General features: G+C 68.1%; 20 protein-coding genes. 13 read left to right on the top strand and 7 right to left on the bottom strand.

The window, feature by feature from the left end; all coding sequences use genetic code 11:
- The first annotated feature begins 216 nt into the window (after nucleotides 1–216).
- The 3 genes from L3078_RS00270 to L3078_RS00260 all read left to right on the top strand — a co-directional run bounded on the left by L3078_RS00270 (nucleotide 217) and on the right by L3078_RS00260 (nucleotide 3,133).
- Nucleotides 217–2,076, top strand: a complete 1,860-nt coding sequence (locus L3078_RS00270) for a hypothetical protein (RefSeq protein ID WP_239749132.1) — start codon at nucleotides 217–219, stop codon at nucleotides 2,074–2,076.
- A 139-nt stretch (nucleotides 2,077–2,215) separates the two neighbouring features.
- On the top strand, nucleotides 2,216–2,416 hold the full coding sequence (locus tag L3078_RS00265) for a transposase (RefSeq protein ID WP_239749126.1): 201 nt from the start codon (nucleotides 2,216–2,218) through the stop codon (nucleotides 2,414–2,416).
- 24 nt (nucleotides 2,417–2,440) lie between these two features.
- Entirely contained in the window at nucleotides 2,441–3,133 is a 693-nt protein-coding gene (locus L3078_RS00260) for an IS5 family transposase (protein WP_239749121.1), read from the top strand.
- On the opposite strand, the gene L3078_RS00255 is transcribed toward L3078_RS00260, so the two are convergent.
- Nucleotides 3,090–3,626 carry a hypothetical protein gene (locus L3078_RS00255; protein ID WP_239749120.1) on the bottom strand — a complete coding sequence of 179 codons (537 nt, stop codon included), beginning with the start codon at nucleotides 3,624–3,626 and terminating at the stop codon, nucleotides 3,090–3,092. The genes L3078_RS00260 and L3078_RS00255 overlap by 44 nt on opposite strands.
- 231 nt (nucleotides 3,627–3,857) lie before the next feature.
- Between L3078_RS00255 and L3078_RS00250 the strand changes: the two genes are divergently transcribed.
- Entirely contained in the window at nucleotides 3,858–4,877 is a 1,020-nt protein-coding gene (locus tag L3078_RS00250; protein ID WP_239749119.1) for a hypothetical protein, read from the top strand.
- A 227-nt stretch (nucleotides 4,878–5,104) separates the two neighbouring features.
- On the opposite strand, the gene L3078_RS00245 is transcribed toward L3078_RS00250, so the two are convergent.
- The 3 genes from L3078_RS00245 to L3078_RS00230 all read right to left on the bottom strand — a co-directional run bounded on the left by L3078_RS00245 (nucleotide 5,105) and on the right by L3078_RS00230 (nucleotide 8,611).
- Nucleotides 5,105–6,913, bottom strand: coding sequence for a hypothetical protein (locus L3078_RS00245; protein WP_239749118.1), 1,809 nt, complete (start codon nucleotides 6,911–6,913; stop codon nucleotides 5,105–5,107).
- 81 nt (nucleotides 6,914–6,994) lie between these two features.
- Nucleotides 6,995–8,073 (bottom strand): IS630 family transposase gene (locus tag L3078_RS44830; RefSeq protein WP_420864023.1). Its coding sequence is split into 2 segments (ribosomal slippage): nucleotides 6,995–7,572 and nucleotides 7,572–8,073, totalling 1,080 coding nucleotides; the frame shifts between segments, so codons are not numbered across the junction.
- A 52-nt stretch (nucleotides 8,074–8,125) separates the two neighbouring features.
- Nucleotides 8,126–8,611 (bottom strand): hypothetical protein, encoded by a 486-nt coding sequence (locus L3078_RS00230; protein ID WP_239749117.1) that lies wholly within the window; start codon nucleotides 8,609–8,611, stop codon nucleotides 8,126–8,128.
- Nucleotides 8,612–8,613: 2 nt separating this feature from the next.
- On the opposite strand from L3078_RS00230, the gene L3078_RS00225 reads away from it, so the two are divergent.
- On the top strand, nucleotides 8,614–9,171 hold the full coding sequence (locus L3078_RS00225; protein WP_420864022.1) for a hypothetical protein: 558 nt from the start codon (nucleotides 8,614–8,616) through the stop codon (nucleotides 9,169–9,171).
- Here L3078_RS00225 and L3078_RS00220 read toward each other — a convergent pair.
- Nucleotides 9,108–9,899 carry an IS5 family transposase gene (locus L3078_RS00220; protein WP_239749116.1) on the bottom strand — a complete coding sequence of 264 codons (792 nt, stop codon included), beginning with the start codon at nucleotides 9,897–9,899 and terminating at the stop codon, nucleotides 9,108–9,110. The genes L3078_RS00225 and L3078_RS00220 overlap by 64 nt on opposite strands.
- A gap of 993 nt (nucleotides 9,900–10,892) precedes the next feature.
- On the opposite strand from L3078_RS00220, the gene L3078_RS00215 reads away from it, so the two are divergent.
- The 8 genes from L3078_RS00215 to L3078_RS00180 all read left to right on the top strand — a co-directional run bounded on the left by L3078_RS00215 (nucleotide 10,893) and on the right by L3078_RS00180 (nucleotide 17,485).
- Nucleotides 10,893–11,417: a transcriptional regulator gene (locus L3078_RS00215; protein ID WP_239749115.1), complete on the top strand. Its 525-nt coding sequence runs from the start codon at nucleotides 10,893–10,895 to the stop codon at nucleotides 11,415–11,417.
- Nucleotides 11,418–11,482: 65 nt separating this feature from the next.
- Nucleotides 11,483–13,066 (top strand): transposase family protein, encoded by a 1,584-nt coding sequence (locus tag L3078_RS00210; RefSeq protein WP_275593107.1) that lies wholly within the window; start codon nucleotides 11,483–11,485, stop codon nucleotides 13,064–13,066.
- The gene (locus L3078_RS44490) at nucleotides 13,063–14,175 is read left to right on the top strand and encodes an AAA family ATPase (protein WP_275593106.1); all 1,113 of its coding nucleotides are present in this window, start codon (nucleotides 13,063–13,065) and stop codon (nucleotides 14,173–14,175) included. The genes L3078_RS00210 and L3078_RS44490 overlap by 4 nt, the downstream gene beginning before the upstream one ends.
- The gene (locus tag L3078_RS00200; protein ID WP_050487125.1) at nucleotides 14,172–14,930 is read left to right on the top strand and encodes an AAA family ATPase; all 759 of its coding nucleotides are present in this window, start codon (nucleotides 14,172–14,174) and stop codon (nucleotides 14,928–14,930) included. Before L3078_RS44490 ends, L3078_RS00200 begins: the two co-directional genes overlap by 4 nt.
- Complete coding sequence (locus tag L3078_RS00195) at nucleotides 14,927–15,202, top strand: hypothetical protein (RefSeq protein ID WP_239749114.1); 276 nt, start codon at nucleotides 14,927–14,929, stop codon at nucleotides 15,200–15,202. The genes L3078_RS00200 and L3078_RS00195 overlap by 4 nt, the downstream gene beginning before the upstream one ends.
- 40 nt (nucleotides 15,203–15,242) lie before the next feature.
- Complete coding sequence (locus tag L3078_RS00190) at nucleotides 15,243–16,091, top strand: hypothetical protein (RefSeq protein ID WP_239749113.1); 849 nt, start codon at nucleotides 15,243–15,245, stop codon at nucleotides 16,089–16,091.
- Nucleotides 16,088–16,507 carry a helix-turn-helix domain-containing protein gene (locus tag L3078_RS00185; protein ID WP_239749112.1) on the top strand — a complete coding sequence of 140 codons (420 nt, stop codon included), beginning with the start codon at nucleotides 16,088–16,090 and terminating at the stop codon, nucleotides 16,505–16,507. Before L3078_RS00190 ends, L3078_RS00185 begins: the two co-directional genes overlap by 4 nt.
- A 132-nt stretch (nucleotides 16,508–16,639) precedes the next feature.
- Complete coding sequence (locus L3078_RS00180) at nucleotides 16,640–17,485, top strand: nucleotidyltransferase family protein (protein WP_070201530.1); 846 nt, start codon at nucleotides 16,640–16,642, stop codon at nucleotides 17,483–17,485.
- 37 nt (nucleotides 17,486–17,522) lie between these two features.
- Here the strand turns inward: L3078_RS00180 and L3078_RS00175 are convergent, their stop codons facing one another.
- Together L3078_RS00175 and L3078_RS00170 are read right to left on the bottom strand one after the other, a co-directional pair.
- Complete coding sequence (locus tag L3078_RS00175) at nucleotides 17,523–17,873, bottom strand: hypothetical protein (protein ID WP_070201531.1); 351 nt, start codon at nucleotides 17,871–17,873, stop codon at nucleotides 17,523–17,525.
- Nucleotides 17,874–17,941: 68 nt separating this feature from the next.
- Complete coding sequence (locus L3078_RS00170) at nucleotides 17,942–19,438, bottom strand: restriction endonuclease (RefSeq protein WP_239749111.1); 1,497 nt, start codon at nucleotides 19,436–19,438, stop codon at nucleotides 17,942–17,944.
- Between the last annotated feature and the right edge of the window lie 212 nt (nucleotides 19,439–19,650).

The following is a 19,650-nucleotide window of genomic DNA, read 5'->3' as shown; positions in this document are numbered from 1 at the left end:
AGGGCGACAGCGACACCGCCTTCGAAGCCAGTCAGGACCTCGGGCGACGCTGTGAAACGTGAAGTCTGCAATGAGCGATGGTCGGGCGGCGTTGTCAGTGGTGCCTGAGACAGTGGTGGGGTGCACAGCCATGCAGAGCGAGCCTTCGATGATGCAGTGCGGACCGGTCGTGCGAACGCGGCCATTTTGGAGATGGCCCGCCGCCACTGTCTGAACATGACGTTCACCGAGTTCGGCGGCCAGGGTATGACCGAGGCGGCCACCGGCCTGCCGATCAACACGCGGCAGGTGAGCTGCCTCGTGGCGCATGGCGGTGCCAGCGCGAACTTGGACTGGATCGCTGGGGAGTTCTACGAACAGCATCGCGTGGGCTGTTCCCACCGCCGTCCGACGGGCGACGTGCCGAACCTTGCCACGGTCATGGATGAGCGCAAGGAGGCCGCAGCCAGAGCCGATGCGGTAGAACGAGCGGAAACGGCGAAGCGGCACCTCGCCTGGCAGCAGCGTGCGGAAGACCGTCGGGGCACGCAGGCGTCGTCGGATCCAGCAATGGCCAGTGCTCTGGACGACATCGCCCTCCTGGATCAGGAGCCGGGAACGGAACGGGACCGGGAGGCCTGCGATGGCGCGCTGCGGCGATTGACTGCACTGGCCGAGCGGGCGCCGGAGACCTTCAGCACCGCGGTGATCGCGTTGGCCCTGGACCTGGTGACCGACGTCCACGTCCCGGAGTTGCTGACGCCGCTGCGGCACGTGGCCCGCGTCCGCAGCGAGCACGCAGCGAATGTCCTGCGAGCCGCTTTGGCCACGCTGCGGCACAGTCCTGTTGTCGAGGCCAGCCGCTGCGTGACTGACCTGCTGCGTCCCCACGATGGGGACCAGGTGGACGAGCCAGTGGTCCGGTCCCTTGTGTACCTCGCTGAGCCTCAAAGCCGACGCTTCGGGGTCTACGAAGGCGGAACCGGAGACGCCAGTGCTCTTCGTGTGGCAGCCGGAGCGGCCCCTCAGGCCGTGGCCCGTGTGCTCACCAGCATGCTGCCGGCCCCGCGACCATCCGAGTCGCTAATGGTCCCGCCAGGTGTGCGGCCCGCTCCTCAATCAGAACGAGAGCTGGAGATGGATCGGCGTGCTGCCGCAGCCGCCGTACAGGCCCTGGCGTTCACCCACCCGGATGTGGCAATTGCACTCGTGCCGCAAATGCTCCTGAACCTGGGGGTGGACGGCGACCACCACAACGATCCCGCACCGATCGCCACGGTTCAAAGGTCCCTCGCCACCCTGCTCGTCCTGGAGGTGGGTGACGTGCCTGCCCAGCTCGAGCACACCGGCCGTACAGCCGCAGACTTCGTGCGCGAGCGTCTGTTCGGTGTGCTGGAGCAGGCCGGCCGCCTCATCGACCCTGGGTACAGATTTCGCACCGCGGGTGATCCTCAGCTCGATGCGAGCCAGCAGAGAAGAGTCTTCGAGTATCTGCTTTCCAGGTGCCTGACCCGCGTCGGGGGTGACTGGGGCGGCCACGTGCGCTTCCCGGCCGCGACTTTGATCGAGCAGCTGGCCCAGACCCATCCGACCTGGACGCAGCCGCAGCTGGCTGCCCTCCTGGGTGCGGCCCTGACAGCCATCGACACACTGGAGTCGGCGAATACCACCCCCACCCCGCTCCTGGCCGCCCCAGAACCGGCCCCGCCGGAGCTGCAGTTCCTGGAGCGAATGGCCTACCGGCAGTCGTTGGCGTCCAGCATCGGCAGGCTCCTGGACGCTTTGGAGCACATCGCCACCATCGATGCAACGGCAGTATGCGGCGCGGTCATCGACACCATCACCGACGAACGCGACAGCCAGCGCAAACACGTTATCGTGCCGCGCTTGCTGCCGCTCCTGGGGACGCTCGGACGACGCCACGGCGACCACCCCGGCCTGCTGCGGATGATCATCCCGCTCCTGCACACCTACATTGTCGACTCCGATGTAGCCTCGCGGTCGGCAGCGCTAACCGCCTGGGCGGACATCGGCCGCGCGCATCAGCTGCCCTCGAGCATCTCCGACCTCCTGCCAGCGCTGCTCACCGACCCTTAGAAGCTGTTGTCTTTTCGATCTTGAGAGATGCGCGTCGAACGGGAGTCCCGATCGGGTGGTCGGGGGGCGCTGGGCGCATACGGACAGGGCCTCCTGAACAGCTCGTTGGTGTCGAATCACCGAGCAACAGGAGGCCCTGGTGCAACAGTCTTGCGTGCCGATGGCGGGGCAGTCCAGCGTGGTCACCTGGGAGTGTGACTGCCTGGCTCACCGGTTCGGAAATGCCTCCGACAACGGGACGCGACAGCCTCGCTACCCGACGGACATGACGGACGGGGAGTGGGCCGTCATCCGCCCGCTGCTGCCGGTGCCGGGCTGGATGCGCGGCCGGGGCGGCTAGCCGGAGGGGTATTGCCACCGGGCCATGCTCGATGCGATCCGGTATCTCGTGGACAACGGGATCAAGTGGCGCGCGATGCCCGCCGACTTCCCGCCGTGGGACCGCATCTACGCATTCTTCCGCCGCTGGCGGGACAACTTGCTGGTCAAGGAGTTCCACGACCGGTTGCGTGCGAGGGTCCGCGAGGAGCTGGGGCGGGACGCGCAGCCGACGGCCGCAGTGATCGACTCGCAGTCCGTCAAAGCGGACGCCGTCGTCGGATCGGACAGCCGCGGCTTCGACGGCGGCAAACTGATCAACGGCCGCAAGCGGCATGTCGTGGTCGACACGCTCGGCCTGCTGTTGGGCGTGATGGTCACGGCCGCGGACACCGGCGACCGCATCGCCGCCCAGGTTCTGCTCGGACAGGTCGCCGACGTGCACCACCGGCTGGAACTGGTCTGGGCCGACGGCGGCTACACCGGCGGCCTCGTCGAGTACGGCCTGGCCACGTTCGCCCTGGTCCTGGCGATCGTAAAACGCAGCGATGACATGCGCGGCTTCGTGGTGCTGCCCAAGCGGTGGATCGTCGAGCGCCTCTTCGCCCACCTGATGCGAAGCCGCCGTCTGGTGCGCGACTTCGAGCGGCGCACCGCCAGCGCGGAGGCGATGGTCTACTGGTCGATGACCCTGCTCATGACGCGCCGCCTTGCCCGGCCACACCCTGGGCGAGGGTGAACCGGCCCGGCTGCCGCTCGGCCAGCCAGCCGCGGGCGACCAGGCGTTTCGCTTTCGAGCGCAGTGCCTCCACCCGTGCCGGCACCACGTCCATGCCGAACATAGCGGCCATTTCCTGGCAGGTCAGCGGCCCTTGATGGAGCCGGTTCCGGTCCGCGAGCGCCGTGAGGATGCGCTGGTAGTCCACGGACAGCACCGACCAGGCCAGTCCCTGGCGCCACACCGGCACCTGCGACTTCGGCTTCGCCGCATCCCCGGGGTCCGGCGGCGCGTCCGCATCCCGCGGATCGTCAGTGACCTCCGTGCCGACGGTGTTGTCGCCGTCCGGAGCCAGCACCGTGCCGACCCGCTTGCGGGCAATCGCCCACTCCTGCCATTCCCGCTCGGCCGCGGCCAGTTCGGCCTGGATGCGGTCGGCCTGTTCCCGCAGCCCGTCGACTCGACGGCGAGCAGCGAGCTCGTGCTGTTCCAGCAGTCCGACGACTGACGGCATCCATGACCTCCCGGGGAGCGACGATCCGGCAGGCCACGACTCCCACGGAATCACCACTGCTATCCCCGACCAGCGGAAACACGTCGATCACGTCCGAAAAGACAACAGCTTCTCAGGCAGACTCGGCTTGTCGCGACGGAAAGAGGGCATGGCTTGATGACCCTTCAGACGGACTCTGCAGGAAGGTTTCGGCGCATAGGCCTTGTCAGCGCCGTCCTCCAAGATGCCCCCATGAGTCTCACCTCCCATCTCAAGGACCCCCGCTCTCCCATCTCTCGCTTTCTGGCGGAACACCTCCCCGACACGAAGGCCGTCCTCGACGATTACCGCACACGCTTAGCCCGTTTCCCTGCCCCGCTGCGGCCGCAAGTGGAAGCCGGGCTGAAGCCCGAGTACCGGATGCTCGGCCACACCATTGATCACCGCCTGCGGATCTCCCTGGGAGCGCCGACCGGCGCCCCCATCAAGGAGGGCATCGTCCGGGCCGTCATCGACGACGACGGCTGGCCCAGCCAAGAGGTGATCCGCGCCGTCCAGAAGGCCAGCGACACCATGCTGGAAGAACTGGCCGGCTACCACAACGATGCAGGGCAACCTCTGTGCCTTGCATCAGCGGACGAGGACCGGCTCATCCGGCTGTGCCATGTCGCCTCCAGCTTCGAGGCGATCTTCCGTCACTGCGGCTGGCTGCGCGGGAACACGCTCGGTCTCTGTGCTGCCGATGCCACCCTGGACGACCTGGTCGATGCTGTGCCGCACTACGTCGTCGGTGACATCCGCCAGCAGATGCAACTCGCCGCAGACCCCGGCCCGTTCGAGAACATGCGGCTCCTGCCTGCCAGCGCCCGGGTCTGCGGCCCCGTCTTCGACGGCAGCCTGCAGGTCGGTGGCGCGGACGCCGACTTCATCCTCGATGGCGCACTCATCGACTGCAAGGCCACCATCCGCCCGGAACGCATCAGCCGCGCAGAGATCTACCAGCTGGCCGGATACCTGCTGCTCGACTACAGCGACACGCATTCCATCTCCACCGTCGCGCTCTACCTCTCCCGCCAGGGTGCGCTCATCGACTGGAGCGTCGAGGAGTTTTTGGGCCTGCTCGGCGCGCGGCATGAGCTGCCAGCCCTGCGGGATGCGTGCCGTCACACGCTGACCGACGGCAGGCACGGCAACCCGCTGCCTCCCGTGGATCCTTCCCGTCCACTTCCCCGGCCCCGCTCGGCGCCCGCCGCCCAGCAGTCGCTGTTCTGACGAGCTGGGCCGAGCCGGACCGAAGGCGGCTGCAGGATGCCTGCAGCCGCATGCCGATCGCATCGAGTGCTCCGGCTGGCGCAGCGATCAGGTTGATTCTCATTCGGGCACCCTCAGGTAGCAGTGTGGAGCGATGACTTCGACCGCGTATGTGCTGCTCAGCATGGCAACCTGGGCAGCGAAGCGCCTCGTCTGCCTTGGTTCTGTGCGGTCGGCGGCAGGGCGCTTCAGGGCGATGAGGGCGGCAGTGTGGGGCTCTTGCGACGTGACCAGGAACTGGGGCTCGGAAGGTTGCCGTTGACGACGATGACTGCGACGAGTGAAGGCGCCTCGGGGTTGGTCAGTCCGTGAAGCGCTGGCTGGAGGGTGAAGAGGTAGTTCTCCGGAACACCGACAGGTGAGGCCTTACGGCTCATGTCCAGGATGCAGAGAATCGAGAGGCGTGCGCCGTCGGCGGCTGCGTACTGCGTTGGCTGCCCCATGTACTTGGGGGCTCTGTCTCGGGTGACCGGGGTGTTGCGCTCGACTTTGAGCTCGGCGGTGACGCCATCGTGCCGGACATCCAGGTAGCCCAGGGCGAGTGGGGTGCCTCGCTGCAAGCGCCCGCCGAGTTCCGGCTCTGCCTGGAGTTCCTTGTACAGGTCGTCATGAAATTTGCGCTCTGTTACGTGGCTTCCGCGCTTGTATTGCTTGTTCCACGTCATGGTGAGGCCGGTGCGGCAGATGGCGGTGAAGAGGCGGCAGAAGGCTTGGAGCTGGTCCTCGTCGTAACCGGCCCGGTGCAGATTTTCGTAGAGGGCGAGCAGCCGCTCGTCGAAGACGGGGAAGTTGGTCAGGAAGTCGCGTGAGGCATCGAAGGGCCGGAATCGGATTTCGCGGTGTCCGGCGGTGTCGAGGCTCTCGGTAACGGGTTTGCCGTCCCGGGTTCCGCGCCAGCGCAGCTTGACCGAGAACGGCGGGGCGGGACTGCCTGCGGGCAGAGCGAAGCGGAGGATGAGTGTGCCGGTGGCGCTCAGTGTGTCGGGGCCGTCCGCGCTCGGCGGGCGTGTCCAGAGGTAGGTGGGCGTTTCCGCTTCGTTGGGGGTGAAGTGGCTGAGGAGTTCGGCTTCGAGGGTCTCGGCCCACTCGGGCCAGGGGCCGGTGCGTACGTCCAGGCGGAGTTCGTAGACGGTCGAGTGACGCAGGACCTGCGGGCCGGTGACAAGGCGTCCGTCCACGCTGGCCAGTACGACCGCAACGGCCGGCTGGTCCTCGACCAGCTGGGTGTCCGCTTCGTTGCCCAAGACGGTGTGGGAAGTGAGTGGCGTGCGGCGTGGGCCGCGCGCGATGACAAGTGGCAGGGGCAGGACGGCCCACTCCGCCAGGAGGTCAGCCACGCCGCTGGCGTCTGCGACGGCTTGGACGTGCCGCAGAGCGGCTATCAGCGGTCCGGCCAGCGTGGCCAGGGCGTTCATCTCGATGGTGTCAGCGTTCAGTTCCGCTGCGTCAAGTCGGATCAGGAAGGCGGCCACCTCGCACAGGGCGGCGAAGCACCGGCCGTAGGCGGCGGTCGCCGTTGCCTGCTGACACTGCTCTCTTAGCGTGGCGGCGGTGCTCTGCAAGTGGGCTGCGCGGGCGCGGAGCGCGACGGCCGGATCGCTGTCGGAATGGCCCTGGCCTGCCCCGGCAGCCGGTACCAGCTCGTGGCCCATGAGAAGGCTTCGGACTGTGACACGAGTGCGGACTTGGTCCGCCAAGGCGCTCACATCGTTGTCTGCTCCGACGGCTTGAGCAGCATGCGTCAGCGCAAGGGCGGTCGCACGCATATCTTCTCCGGCCACCGCGGCTGCATCAAAGGCGGCCGCGGCGGCGATCAGGGTGAGCAGGGCTCGGTGGAGGGTAAATGCAGGCTCGTCCGGGGTTGCCTTGAGGACACTGTTCATGATGGTGGCGGCATCTCCGGGGCGGGCTGCCCGCCAGGCGACTTCGGCGTATTCGGCCGCACCGACCACCTGGTGTGGCCCGAGTTCAAGAGCGGCCGCCTGAAGATCCTCCACCGTCAGGCTGGCCAGGCCCGAGCCGCAGTTAAGCAGCGCGCACAGTTCCAGGTTGTCGTGGGCGTTACTGACTTCGGCTCGTCAGGGTGACGCTGGTTCGTCGAGGGCCAGGCCGGTGCCCGCTATGAAGCCGTCGAGGATGCCGGACCGGTACTGAAGGCGCTTGAGCCGGTTGCGTACGAGTGCTTCGAGCCGGTCGAGGGCAACGACTGCGAGGTTGGCCAGGCTGTGCTTGACGTGCGCCCATACCCACTCGACCGGGTTGAGGTCGGGTGAGTAAGCGGGCAGCAGGAATACCGTCAGCCACTCACGCTCGGCGATCAGCTCGCCCATGGCGCGGGAGACGTGGGTGTTCAGGCGGTCCCACACCAGCACGAGGGGCGCCTTGACGAGCTGGTGGACGCCGTCGATCAGCGCGATGAAGTCCCGCTCGCCCATGCTGCGACGTTTGCCTTTGCCCGCTCGGTGGGTGCGCAGGCGGTGGCACAGCCGGGTCCGGGAGCCGGGCCGCATGGCAATCATCCCGGCCACGGACAGTCGGCCCGAGCGTCGTCCGCTCACCGTCACCTGCGGGGTGTGGCCGCGCCGGCCCCAGGTGCGCCCCCTGGGCGGTCGGCGGGTGAAGCCTGCCTCGTCCTCGAAGCAGATGTAGCCCCCACAGGCCGCCCGGACTCTTTTACCTCCGCCCAGGTCGCCTCCTTCCACGCGGTGACGGCCTGCTCGTCCCGCTCGGCGACCCGCCGCGCAGGGACCTGCGGGCTGAAGCCGAGCCGGTGCATCAGCCTCGTCGCGCCCGAGACGCTGTAGGAGACGTGAAACTTCCTGCCGATCAGCGTGGCCACCCTCGCCGCGGTCCACACCTGGTCCTCCGTCCAGCCGTGCGCGGCCGGACCCTGCTCGAGATACCTGGCGAGCTTTTCCAGACAGCGTGGCGACAGGCGACACCGGCCCCCGCTCGGCCCTCGCGAAAGCAGCTCCTCGGCACCGCCTTGCCGCCACAACTGCTGCCACTGGTAAGCCGACTTCAGACTCACACGCAGCTGCCGGGCCACCTCGGGCGGTTTGACCTGCTGCGCGAACAGCTCTGCCGCCTGTATCCGCACCGCTTCCCGACGCCCCCGTGCTGCAGGCGTCAGCCCGCCCCCATCCGCGTATCTCACACGCCATGGACTACCGACAACACCGCACCCACATCGGCAAGTTCAGCAAACATCACCCTAACGAGCCGAGATCAGTAAGCCGGTCGTTGACGCGCGGGTCGCGCACTTGGCGCAGCCGCAGCTGGGCCATGGCCGGGGTGGTGGCGGTCTGCGGCAGCCAGTCACCGTTCAGGGCGTCGCGTAGGTCGTAGCCGTCGAGGTCGGCGGCGCGTCGGAGGATTTCCTGCTCCGTGTGGATCCTGAGGGCTTCATTGCCTCGGGAGAGATTGGAGGCAGCCGCCATGGCCTTCTTGACGGTGTCCGGAAACCGGGCGATGTCTACGTGTTCGCAGACCGACAGGGCGTAGGCCAGCAGAGAGGCGCTGTCCTCGGTGCTCCAGTCCAGACGCAGGGCAGTGTCGAGGACACCGTCGATGACGCCTAGGTAAGAAGCTGTTGTCTTTTCGGACGTGATCGACGTGTTTCCGCTGGTCGGGGATAGCAGTGGTGATTCCGTGGGAGTCGTGGCCTGCCGGATCGTCGCTCCCCGGGAGGTCATGGATGCCGTCAGTCGTCGGACTGCTGGAACAGCACGAGCTCGCTGCTCGCCGTCGAGTCGACGGGCTGCGGGAACAGGCCGACCGCATCCAGGCCGAACTGGCCGCGGCCGAGCGGGAATGGCAGGAGTGGGCGATTGCCCGCAAGCGGGTCGGCACGGTGCTGGCTCCGGACGGCGACAACACCGTCGGCACGGAGGTCACTGACGATCCGCGGGATGCGGACGCGCCGCCGGACCCCGGGGATGCGGCGAAGCCGAAGTCGCAGGTGCCGGTGTGGCGCCAGGGACTGGCCTGGTCGGTGCTGTCCGTGGACTACCAGCGCATCCTCACGGCGCTCGCGGACCGGAACCGGCTCCATCAAGGGCCGCTGACCTGCCAGGAAATGGCCGCTATGTTCGGCATGGACGTGGTGCCGGCGACGGGTGGAGGCACTGCGCTCGAAAGCGAAACGCCTGGTCGCCCGCGGCTGGCTGGCCGAGCGGCAGCCGGGCCGGTTCACCCTCGCCCAGGGTGTGGCCGGGCAAGGCGGCGCGTCATGAGCAGGGTCATCGACCAGTAGACCATCGCCTCCGCGCTGGCGGTGCGCCGCTCGAAGTCGCGCACCAGACGGCGGCTTCGCATCAGGTGGGCGAAGAGGCGCTCGACGATCCACCGCTTGGGCAGCACCACGAAGCCGCGCATGTCATCGCTGCGTTTTACGATCGCCAGGACCAGGGCGAACGTGGCCAGGCCGTACTCGACGAGGCCGCCGGTGTAGCCGCCGTCGGCCCAGACCAGTTCCAGCCGGTGGTGCACGTCGGCGACCTGTCCGAGCAGAACCTGGGCGGCGATGCGGTCGCCGGTGTCCGCGGCCGTGACCATCACGCCCAACAGCAGGCCGAGCGTGTCGACCACGACATGCCGCTTGCGGCCGTTGATCAGTTTGCCGCCGTCGAAGCCGCGGCTGTCCGATCCGACGACGGCGTCCGCTTTGACGGACTGCGAGTCGATCACTGCGGCCGTCGGCTGCGCGTCCCGCCCCAGCTCCTCGCGGACCCTCGCACGCAACCGGTCGTGGAACTCCTTGACCAGCAAGTTGTCCCGCCAGCGGCGGAAGAATGCGTAGATGCGGTCCCACGGCGGGAAGTCGGCGGGCATCGCGCGCCACTTGATCCCGTTGTCCACGAGATACCGGATCGCATCGAGCATGGCCCGGTGGCAATACCCCTCCGGCCGGCCGCCCCGGCCGCGCATCCAGCCCGGCACCGGCAGCAGCGGGCGGATGACGGCCCACTCCCCGTCCGTCATGTCCGTCGGGTAGCGAGGCTGTCGCGTCCCGTTGTCGGAGGCATTTCCGAACCGGTGAGCCAGGCAGTCACACTCCCAGGTGACCACGCTGGACTGCCCCGCCATCGGCACGCAAGACTGTTGCACCAGGGCCTCCTGTTGCTCGGTGATTCGACACCAACGAGCTGTTCAGGAGGCCCTGTCCGTATGCGCCCAGCGCCCCCCGACCACCCGATCGGGACTCCCGTTCGACGCGCATCTCTCAAGATCGAAAAGACAACAGCTTCTGACCAGCAATAACTGGACGGACTGAGCGTTCAACGGCATGCCAAAGCGCAGGGATTGAGTCAATTCCACGGGGGTCAGGGTGAGTTGGGGCGGGGAATCCGGCAATTGACTGTCAGACCCGAACGCTAGTGTTCCTGTTGTCCTGCGTCGACGCACTTGCTAGGTATGGCGTGCGCATGCCGAAGTCAGCTACCCGCGAGTCGTTACTCGCAGGTAGCTGAGGGCGGAGTTGAGACCTCGCTTACTCCTTCGTGGCTAAAAGTGGATCCTGCGCCATGAGGGGTGGCCTGCGTATTCGCTTATTCGGCGTCGACAGCGAGATTTGCGCTGGCTGAACGCATGCGTCGCCTCTCGGCCCGCGCTGGCTGTTCGATCGCCAATCGATGCCTTACCCCGTCCGGTTCGGCACCTGGCAAACCGGCCGCCGACGGCGGTTTCTGGAGCCGCGAAATGCCCCAAATGTGTCGCACCTCGATGTCGACCTGAACTCGTTCCGTCGCACACCCGCTCTCCTAGGGTGCCGTGCATCGGAGCCCACGGCTCCCAGCCGGCCAACTCACCAAAACCACCGTGACGTTGGAGGCCCAGCAGCGTGCAGGGCGCAGCGATTTGGCGCCCTCTCCGACCGAGAGGGCGCCCCTTCAAAGCCTGCAGCGCACCACCCCATGATCACGTGAGCCCTCGGAGAAGACTCGTATGGGATTCGGACGATTAGGCGCCCAGGGCGTGCCCGGGGTTGTAGCCCTCAGCACCACTCTTGATGAGATCGCGCAGGTCACCGACCCCTACATGACGCCGTCAGAACGGCTGAGACGTAACCTGCTCTACCTCACCCGCTCCCGCACCGGTTACACCTACATGCAGGACTGCGGCATCCGCATGGACCGGCGGATGATCACTGCCTGGCTCACCGAGGAACGCCACCCACGGCCCGAGCAGCAGCAGCGCCTGGAAAACGCCTTCCGCCTGCTGCGCCGCCGCAACATGGCACCCAGCATGACCCGCCGGCTCAACGCCGGGGGTGGGACCCGCGTGGAGATCTACCCCGTCGACCAGAGCGACGTCGACGACAAGCACCGGCGCACCGCCCGCTGGCGGCACAAGAACATCTACCGCTGGGACCCCATCGTTAAGGCCTGGTCGCGCAGCGACCTGCACGCGCTGACGTATCGGTGGCGCGACGTGATCACCGACTTCGATTCCGACTGGCGCATGTATGAGCACGTCACCCACCTCGGCTTCTGGGCCTGACCCCGTCGCCCACCACGGCACGGGACCCCGAACCGTTGATCGACCTGCACCGAAGGAACGCCTCCATGGAGTGCCCGGACCTCGAGGTCCTCACCGACGATGACCTGGCCCGACGGCAGCGAGCACGCCACGAACTCATGGGCCCGGCCGTACGTGCCCTGCTGGAGTTGTCGCAGCGCGGGGAGCTGACCACCGCCCACGTCGAACTGTCCGCCCACACTCTCGGCGTCCACGTCCGGACCGTGTGGCGCAACCTGGCCCGCGCCCGGCTCGGTGAACCCCTGCGACGCGGCCGGGGCCGCTTCGAGATCACCGACGACATCCGCACGCTGCTCGCCTACCACCGAGGCAACGTCAAGGCCATCCACAGAGAACTCGTCCAGGACGCCGAGAAGGCCGGCGCCACCCCGGTGAGCCTGTCCACACTGCACCGCGCCGTCAAACGCGACCTGACACCCGGTGACCGGGCCGGCTTCAAGAGCGGCATCCCTGCCTCCCGCGGCCACGACCCGCACCTGCGCCGCCCGCCCACCGCCCGCAACGAGGAATGGGAAGGCGACCACAAGCAGGCCCCCGTCTGGGTCTGGGCCGACGGACGGCTGGTCAAACCATGGGTGACCTGGTTCTGCGACTGCCACACCGGCATGATCATGGGCTGGGCCGTCACCCCGCACTTCCCGCACCGCGGGTCCATCCTGGCCGCCCTCAGATCCTGCATCCTCCATGGCGACGGCTACGGCCCGGCAGGCGGCCTGCCCACCCGGATCCGCATCGACCGCGGCAAGGACTTCCTCTCCTGCGCCGTCCAGGACGCACTCGGCGCCTTCGCCGTCCAGGTCGACGTCCTGCCCCCATACACCCCCCACCTCAAAGGCAGCATCGAAAACCTCAACCGCGCTGCCACCAGCATGTTCTTCTCCACCCTGCCCCGCTACACCCACGCCCAGAAACTCGATTCGCGCCGCCGCTCGGGGGAGAAGGACCCAGCCCTGACCTTCGAAGGCTTCGTCGAGCTCCTCGCGCAGTGGGTTAAGACCCGCAACGCCGAACACCCGATGGCCGGCTACGGCGACCTCACCCCGTTGCAATGGTGGAACAGCGACCCCAGCCCGCTGCGCGAGGTCAGCGCCGAAGACCTGCACGCCTTCCTCCTGGAAGGCGACCGCTCCACCCGCGTCATCAACGGCCACGGCATCCGCTTCAGGGGACGCGACTACATGGCCGGCTGGATGACCGGCCGCTCCGGCACCCGCGTCCACGTCCGCTTCCAGCCCCACCACCTCGACCAGATCGAAATCTTCGATGCCGACAACCGCCGACACCTGGGCACCGCCTACCTGGCCGACCAGGCCAGCGACGAGCAGATCGAGCAGGTCTATCAGGCCCGCACCGAGCGTGTCCGCCGCGTGCGCCGCGACCTGCGCCGCGCCGAGACGCTGCGCCGCCGGCGCTTCAAAGCCCACACCAGCGCCGGACCGGCCCAGGCGGACACCGCGATGACCCGCAAAGAGGCCGCCGAGGAACTGCGCACCTGGCGTTCCAGCCGGGCCGACGACGACCTGCCCACCGACTACATGCCCCGCCGGATCACCCCACCCGGCCGCTGGGCCGTCCCCGGCCCATCCGCCCCCTCCGAGGAAGACACGTGACCACCGCGCTCACCGCCCCCGACCCGCCACCCGGCCGCTCCACCCGCATCATCCGCGGCCAGGAGGTGCGCTGGCGAGGCCGCCCCTACACGGCCGCCTGGATGACCGGCTACGCCCAGCGCACCGTCCGCATCCACCCTCGCGACCCGGACAGCGTCGACGTCTACGACGCCGCCACCCGCCAGCCCCTGGGCACCGCCCACGCCCGGCCGCCCCACCTTGCACCCGACCACGCCCACACCGCCCGGACGAGCTCGAAGGACACCGACGTGACCGACACCGACACCACCCAGACGACGCCCCGCCCCGACCAGGACGAGGTCGTCGGCGAACCCGACTTCTACCTCAACCTCGCCGACGCCCGCATCGTCGCCACCGAAGCCCTCCTCGAGGCCAGCGAGAACATCGCCGACACCATCGAAGCCCGGGCCATGTCCTGCATCTACGGCGACGCCGGCCTCGGCAAAACTTTCTCCGTCCTGGCCGCCCTGAAAGAAATCTCCGCCGAACGCGTCCTGCTCCTGCAGTTCCGCTCCCGCCCCACCCCCCGCGACATCCGCCAGGAACTGTTTACCGAACTGCGCCTCGAAGGCGAACCGCCGTCCCACCCCAGCGAGTTCGACCGGCTGCTGAAGCGGACCCTGGCCCGCAAGCCCTACGTCCTGGTCTGCGACGAAGCCCAGCAGTTCAGCCGCGAATGCTTCGAGTTCGTCCGTCACCTGTGGGACACCGGCAAGGGCAAGAACCGTCCCGCCGTCCTCTTCGTCGGCGGCGAAGAAGCCTACAAAACCCTCTACAGCGAACCCGCCCTCGCCTCCCGCATCTACATCTGGCAGGAATTCGCCCCCATGGAAGCCGACGAAGTCCAGCGCAACATCCCCCTGTTCCATCCCGTCTGGGTCAGCGCCTCACCCGAACTCATCGACTACGTCTACGAAGAAGGCGCCGGTGGCACCTTCCGCGTCTGGTCCAAGATCACCTACCACGTCCTGGAAGGCATGAAGCGCCGCGGCCTGGAACAGGTCGACGAATCCATCGCCCGCTGGGCCATCCGCCGCGCCCTGCCCCACCGACGCCGCTCCCGCCGCCCCCAGCGGGACGCCGGATGACCCCCACCGAGCACGCGCCCCACTACCTCAGCCTGCCCGACGCCCGCACCGTCACTACCCAGGCCGTGCGGGCCGCAGGCCACGCCCTCGACAACGCACTGCGCGAGCAGACCATGATGTGCCTGACCGCGGACCCCGGCGTCGGCAAGACCTTCACCCTGCACACCCTGTGCCAGCAGCGCCCCACCCTGTCCGCACTACGGCTGCTCCCGCGCCCCCAAGCACGCCCCGACGACCTGCGCCACAGCCTGCACCATGCCCTCGACCTGCCCGGCGACCCACCCCAGGACGCCGGCATCTGCGACGACTACCTACGCCACGCACTGGAACAGCCGCCCCGACTCCTCGCCGTCGACGAAGCCCACCAGCTCTCCGCCTCCTGCATCGAATACCTGCGCTATCTCCACGACGACCCCGTCCCACAGGTCACCATCCTGCTGCTCGCCAGCAGGCCCCGTCTCAAAGCCCTGCGCTCACAGCCCGCCCTGCTCAGCAGGGTCACTACCTGGCACCACATGGAACCCCTCGCCGCGGACGAAGTCTTCACCGTGCTGCCCCGCTTCCACCCGCTGTGGCAGAACACCCACCACAACACCCTCGCCCGCCTGGACGACATGTGGGCCCACGGCAACCTCCGCCGCTGGGCCGCCCTGACCCACCAGCTCCAGGCGCACCTGCGCCGCCGCCCCGACCAGTCGCCCGACCCGACCGCCCTCCTGCGCCGCCTGCACCCGACTCTGGCCCCCTCCGCATGACCTCAACGCCCACGTCCGCCGCAACGGCCGCCACCGTCACCAGGTGGACCCCCAGTTGGTCGCCGGACCACACCGACTCCAGCCTGCCGCCCATCACCGTGATCAACGACCCCCACGACCTGCCCGACTACACCATCACCGCACTCGCCTCCCACCACCCCGCGACCGGACGCGTCGCCGTCCACCCCACACCCCTGGCCACCGCACCCGCCTACCTCGCCCACGACCTCATCAGAGCCCTGGGCAAACACCCTTCCACCCCCGCACCGTGAAGCGCCCTGGTGGACCCTCAACGCCGAATCCTCCTGGCGCGTGACGCTCGCATGGACCCAGGCCCTCCACATCGACCACTACGTCATCTGCCGTGCCCACCGCATCACCGAACGCCACCTCGAGTACCTCATGGCCCTGCGCGAACGCACCCGCACCCGCTTGACCCTTGTCATCAGTGGCCCACCACTGGCCGCACTGGCCACCGTCCTCAGCGCCGTCCGCCACCATGAGATCGACTCCCTCGAAGCCGCCCGCCAGCACCTCAACACCGGCGCGCAGTCACGCTCACACGCCTCCAACTACCCTGGCTGGCACCACGCCGCCCCCTTCCCCGCCCCAGACGACGAACCCTGGTACGCGCTGCCCCCACGCTCCCGGCGCCCCGGCAGGAGACCCGCCACCACCACCCCCACCTCCCGCGGCACTGTCAACCTGCTGCCCGGCCGCGCCACGGTGCCGCCCCCCGTCGTGCTACCGGCGCTCACCGACCTTGCTGCCCCCAGCCCTCACCACGAGGCCGTGGCTCAGCGCATCCACACCCGCATCGCCCACCCCGTCCACGCTGCAGCCGTCGCCGTCCGCGCACTGACCGGCTACGGCATCGACCAGCTGGCCCACCTCACACGCCCCACACCGCAACGCCCACAGGCCGACCTTCCCGCCGATCTCCCCAGATGGGCCGAACTCCTTCTCGAAGCCGCCCACGTCCACAGTGAGCTCGAGAACTACACCCGCCCAGGACTGCCCGCCCATCTCACGGACGCCAACAAGCCCTTCCGGCTCACGTGCGGGGAAGAAGAAGAGATCGCCCACGCCACGGAGACCTGCCGCCTCCTCGCCGCAAACCCCGCCCCCGAACGTCCCAGCACACGCAGAAAAAACCCATGACGAGCAGCTACCGAGCCATCGAGGTGCTCCTGGCCGAGCAAACCCCGCTGCCCCCACCCGCCGAACGCAGCTGCCTGCGCAACAGCCTCGGCCTCACACCGACCCGACTCGCCCGGGCCATCGGCGTTGACACCACCACACTCCACGCATGGGAAGAAGGTCTCACCGAACCAGAAGCTCCCCTGCGCGCCGCCTACGCCTACTTCCTCGCCCGGGCCCACACCCTCGGCACCTACTACGCCCAAGCCATCGCAGAGCCCCACCCCACCGCACCTGCTGAAGCAACCGACACCGCGCAAGGAACCCTGGCCCTCCTGAGCCCGTGCCACCCCCCCTGCAGCCCGGGTGAACCCCAACGCCGGCAAGAGCCTGCAGCCCAGCCCTTCCTGAACCCGCGCAGTCCCGCGCCCCGCTGAAACGAGCCCCCGGCCAGGAGGCACCACGGACCTTTCGCGTACTCACTGGAGAAAACGGGGCGTTGTCAGTGCCGGCCGCTAGAGTTCCCGCTTGTCCGGCGCGGACTGCTTTGTGAAGATCAGGAGCTGCCCATGAAGCGTGAGCGGGCGACCGCAACCCTCCACGAGATGCTCGACCGTCTTGAGCAGAACATCTGGCCACTGGACCTCATCACCGAAGTACACCTCTTCGGCTCCTACATCCGCGGCGCCCTGGAAGTTGGCGACATCGACGTCGTGATCCAGCACACCACCGACGAGCGCTGGACCCAGCACTCTCTCAGCGCGCTCTTCAGCGGCCGCGACGGCTACGCACCGATGCGACAGGCTCTGCGCGGCAACCGCCGCGGCGTCAGCTTCCAGTTCCAGGAACGCCAAGCCCTGGAGAAGGAAGGGATCGAACTGCTCCTGCTGTGGCGGCAGGGCGAGCCGATCACTATCGCCCGGCAGCGGCTGGCCGCGATCACCCCCGATGCGGCCGCCGGCCGTGCGCCGCGCGATCATGTCCTGCCGACCTACGAGGCGATCGCCGACCAGCTCCCGCGTCCGGTCCGTATCGACCTGCACCGCTGGAGCACCGAAGGCACGGCCACCGTCGCCGCGTTTGCTCTGAGCGACGCCCAGCCCCGCTCTGCCGCAGCGCTGGAGCACATGGACGACCGGTGGACCTCGAACAGCCCTCTGCGCCGCGCAGCCGCCGCAGCGCTGGCTCACCTGGAGAACACCGGCCTCGAACTGGGCCGCGCCGAGGTGCACGGCCGGTACATGACGCCGGGCGCGAGCGATCACATGATTGACTGCTTCGTCGACCTGGGCTGGCGCTACTGGAGCAAGGCGCAGTGCTATCTGGACGACGGTCAGGCATGGTTCGAGGTCCTGCCCGCAACTGCCCGGCAGCCTCTTCACGCCCTGCACATCACACCCGTTCCTCGCGCCTGAAAACTCGGCATCCCGAGCGCTGACGGGCCCGGTGAGTTCAGGGATGCCGCTGCGTGCCGGTCCCGCCGAACAGATCATCGATCGAGAACGCGAAGGAACCGGCGCTTGCGGCTGAGCTTCGGTGTCCCTGCGCCTCAGTGGCCAGCCGGGTGATGAGCGCCTCCCAGCATGACGGGCAGCCACACCTGCCGCCGTCACGGTGCTCGGCGCCACTGCGGCCCACCGCTGCCTGAACCTGGCCGGCCAAAGCCTCGAACGCAACCTTCCACCGGTCAGCCGACGCCTGGTGGGCCACAGCCTGGCCGGCAGCCGAACGCGCCGCTTCCTCGGCTCGGCGCCTAGCCTGGATCATCGGCCAGTCCGGCCCGCCGCCATATCCGTACGACATGCTTGTTCCTCTCGTGTCGAACCGCTGTCTCCAACCGCACACCGGCACGAAAGGACACGAGGGTGGCGTCAGTTCAGGTCGCGTGTCTGCCAGCCCGGCGGGAGCTTGGGCAGGCCGATCAGAGCGTCGATGCCGAGATGCTCCAGCAGCAGGGCTTTGAGATGCCGGCCGTCGATGAGTTCGACGCGGTTACGGGGAGCGAAGTCCCAGCTCGCCTTGCCGAACCACGCGGTGGTGACCACGATGCCCTTCGAAGCGTTCTTGTCGTTCACGATGCCCGCGACCGACCGCACCGTCTCGGCGGAGACCACGTTCTTCGAGCGTTTGGCCTGGATGATGCACAGCCCGCCGATGAGGGGTTCCTCATTGACCGCGACAGCGTCGATGCCGTCGTCTCTAGACGCCTGGGTCACCCACGACTTGAGCCCGATCTTCTCGAACAGGCGCCGGATGAGATGCTCGAAATCGATCGGGTCCATCGCGACGAGGTCGGGCCGGCTGTCGAGGCCGGCGACGACGTCGCGCTCCGGGGCGATCTTGTACCGGGTCAGGTCGAACGTGACAACGGGCGGAACCGGTTCAAGGTCGTAAGGGTGCTGGGAGACGATCGCGTTGAGATGGTGAAGGCTCTGCACCGGGGCGAGTTCCGGCTCGTCCAGCACGAGTTCCCCGAATGTCTCCCGGCTGACCCGCACACTGATCAGACACGGCTCGATCGACTTGCCGGTGGCACGGTCCTTGGCGTGCACCTTCCCGTTGAACGCAACTCCGTCCACGAGCGACGGCGGCGTCACAGCGAAGGCCTCGTCGATCGCCCGCAGCGCGAGTCTGGCCACCAAATCTCTGTACAACGCCTTGCACTCACTCTCCTTGCGTGGCTGCGGGACCACAGCCGGGGGAGCAGAGGCTTTGAACCGATACTGCGTGACCGAGGGAACCACCGCCTGGACGGGGAGCTCGATCTCCAAAATCAGCTCCCGGGACTCAGGAGCGAACGCCGCCCGCCGAGCGCCACCAAGGCCTTCCGGATACCTGATGGAGCCCAGCGTCCTCTCCACTGCGACCGCGAACCCTTCGAAGTCTCCTTCACCGAGCGCCTGCTCCGCCTCCAGCCGCAGCCCGGGCAGCCCACCGGGGCGGTCAATCAGGACAGCAGTCAGCTCCTCGAGCCGTTCTTCGACCTGGGCCGTCCGCCCTGCAGCCTCCCGGCGTAAATTCTCAACGCCCTCCTGCTTCGCACGCCGCTCCGCCGCAGCCTTCTCGCGGGCCTCCGCGCGACGCTTCTGCTCGAGTTCCTTCGCCCGCGCAGCCTGACGCTTCTCAAGATCCCGCACGATCTGCTCGGCCTTACGCGACTCGGCAGTCCGCTGTGCCTGCTTCTCCTTCTGTGCGCGCATCCACGCCTGCGCCTGCTCGCGTTCTCGACGTGCTTCCTGCTTTACCCGCTCGGCGGCCTCGCGCTCCGCGGCCCGCGCCTGACGCGCCTGCTCCGCCTCAGCGCGCCTGGCCGCTGCGGCCTTGGCCTTCTGGCTGTCCCGGTACGCCTGCAACAACTGCGCCGCCAACGACTTTCTACGCGCCATTCGCCGCCCCCCGACCACAGGTGAAAGTAAAAGAGCTGCCCCGTTCGCGGGCAGGGCAATCTCCAGCGTCCGCCCATGGCCTGACTCGCTCGGAGGACGACGGCTTTTCACACGCACCGCTTGGACCGCCCGCGGCAGCGTGGAGGGGGGTGTTCAGGCGTCGTCGCTGATCCATAGCTTGCAACACCGGTGCC

The organism is Streptomyces deccanensis (genome assembly GCF_022385335.1).
Taxonomy (GTDB): domain Bacteria; phylum Actinomycetota; class Actinomycetes; order Streptomycetales; family Streptomycetaceae; genus Streptomyces; species Streptomyces deccanensis.
The sequence above is the reverse complement of the archived record's forward strand: the minus strand, read 5'-3'. Positions and strand labels throughout refer to the sequence as shown.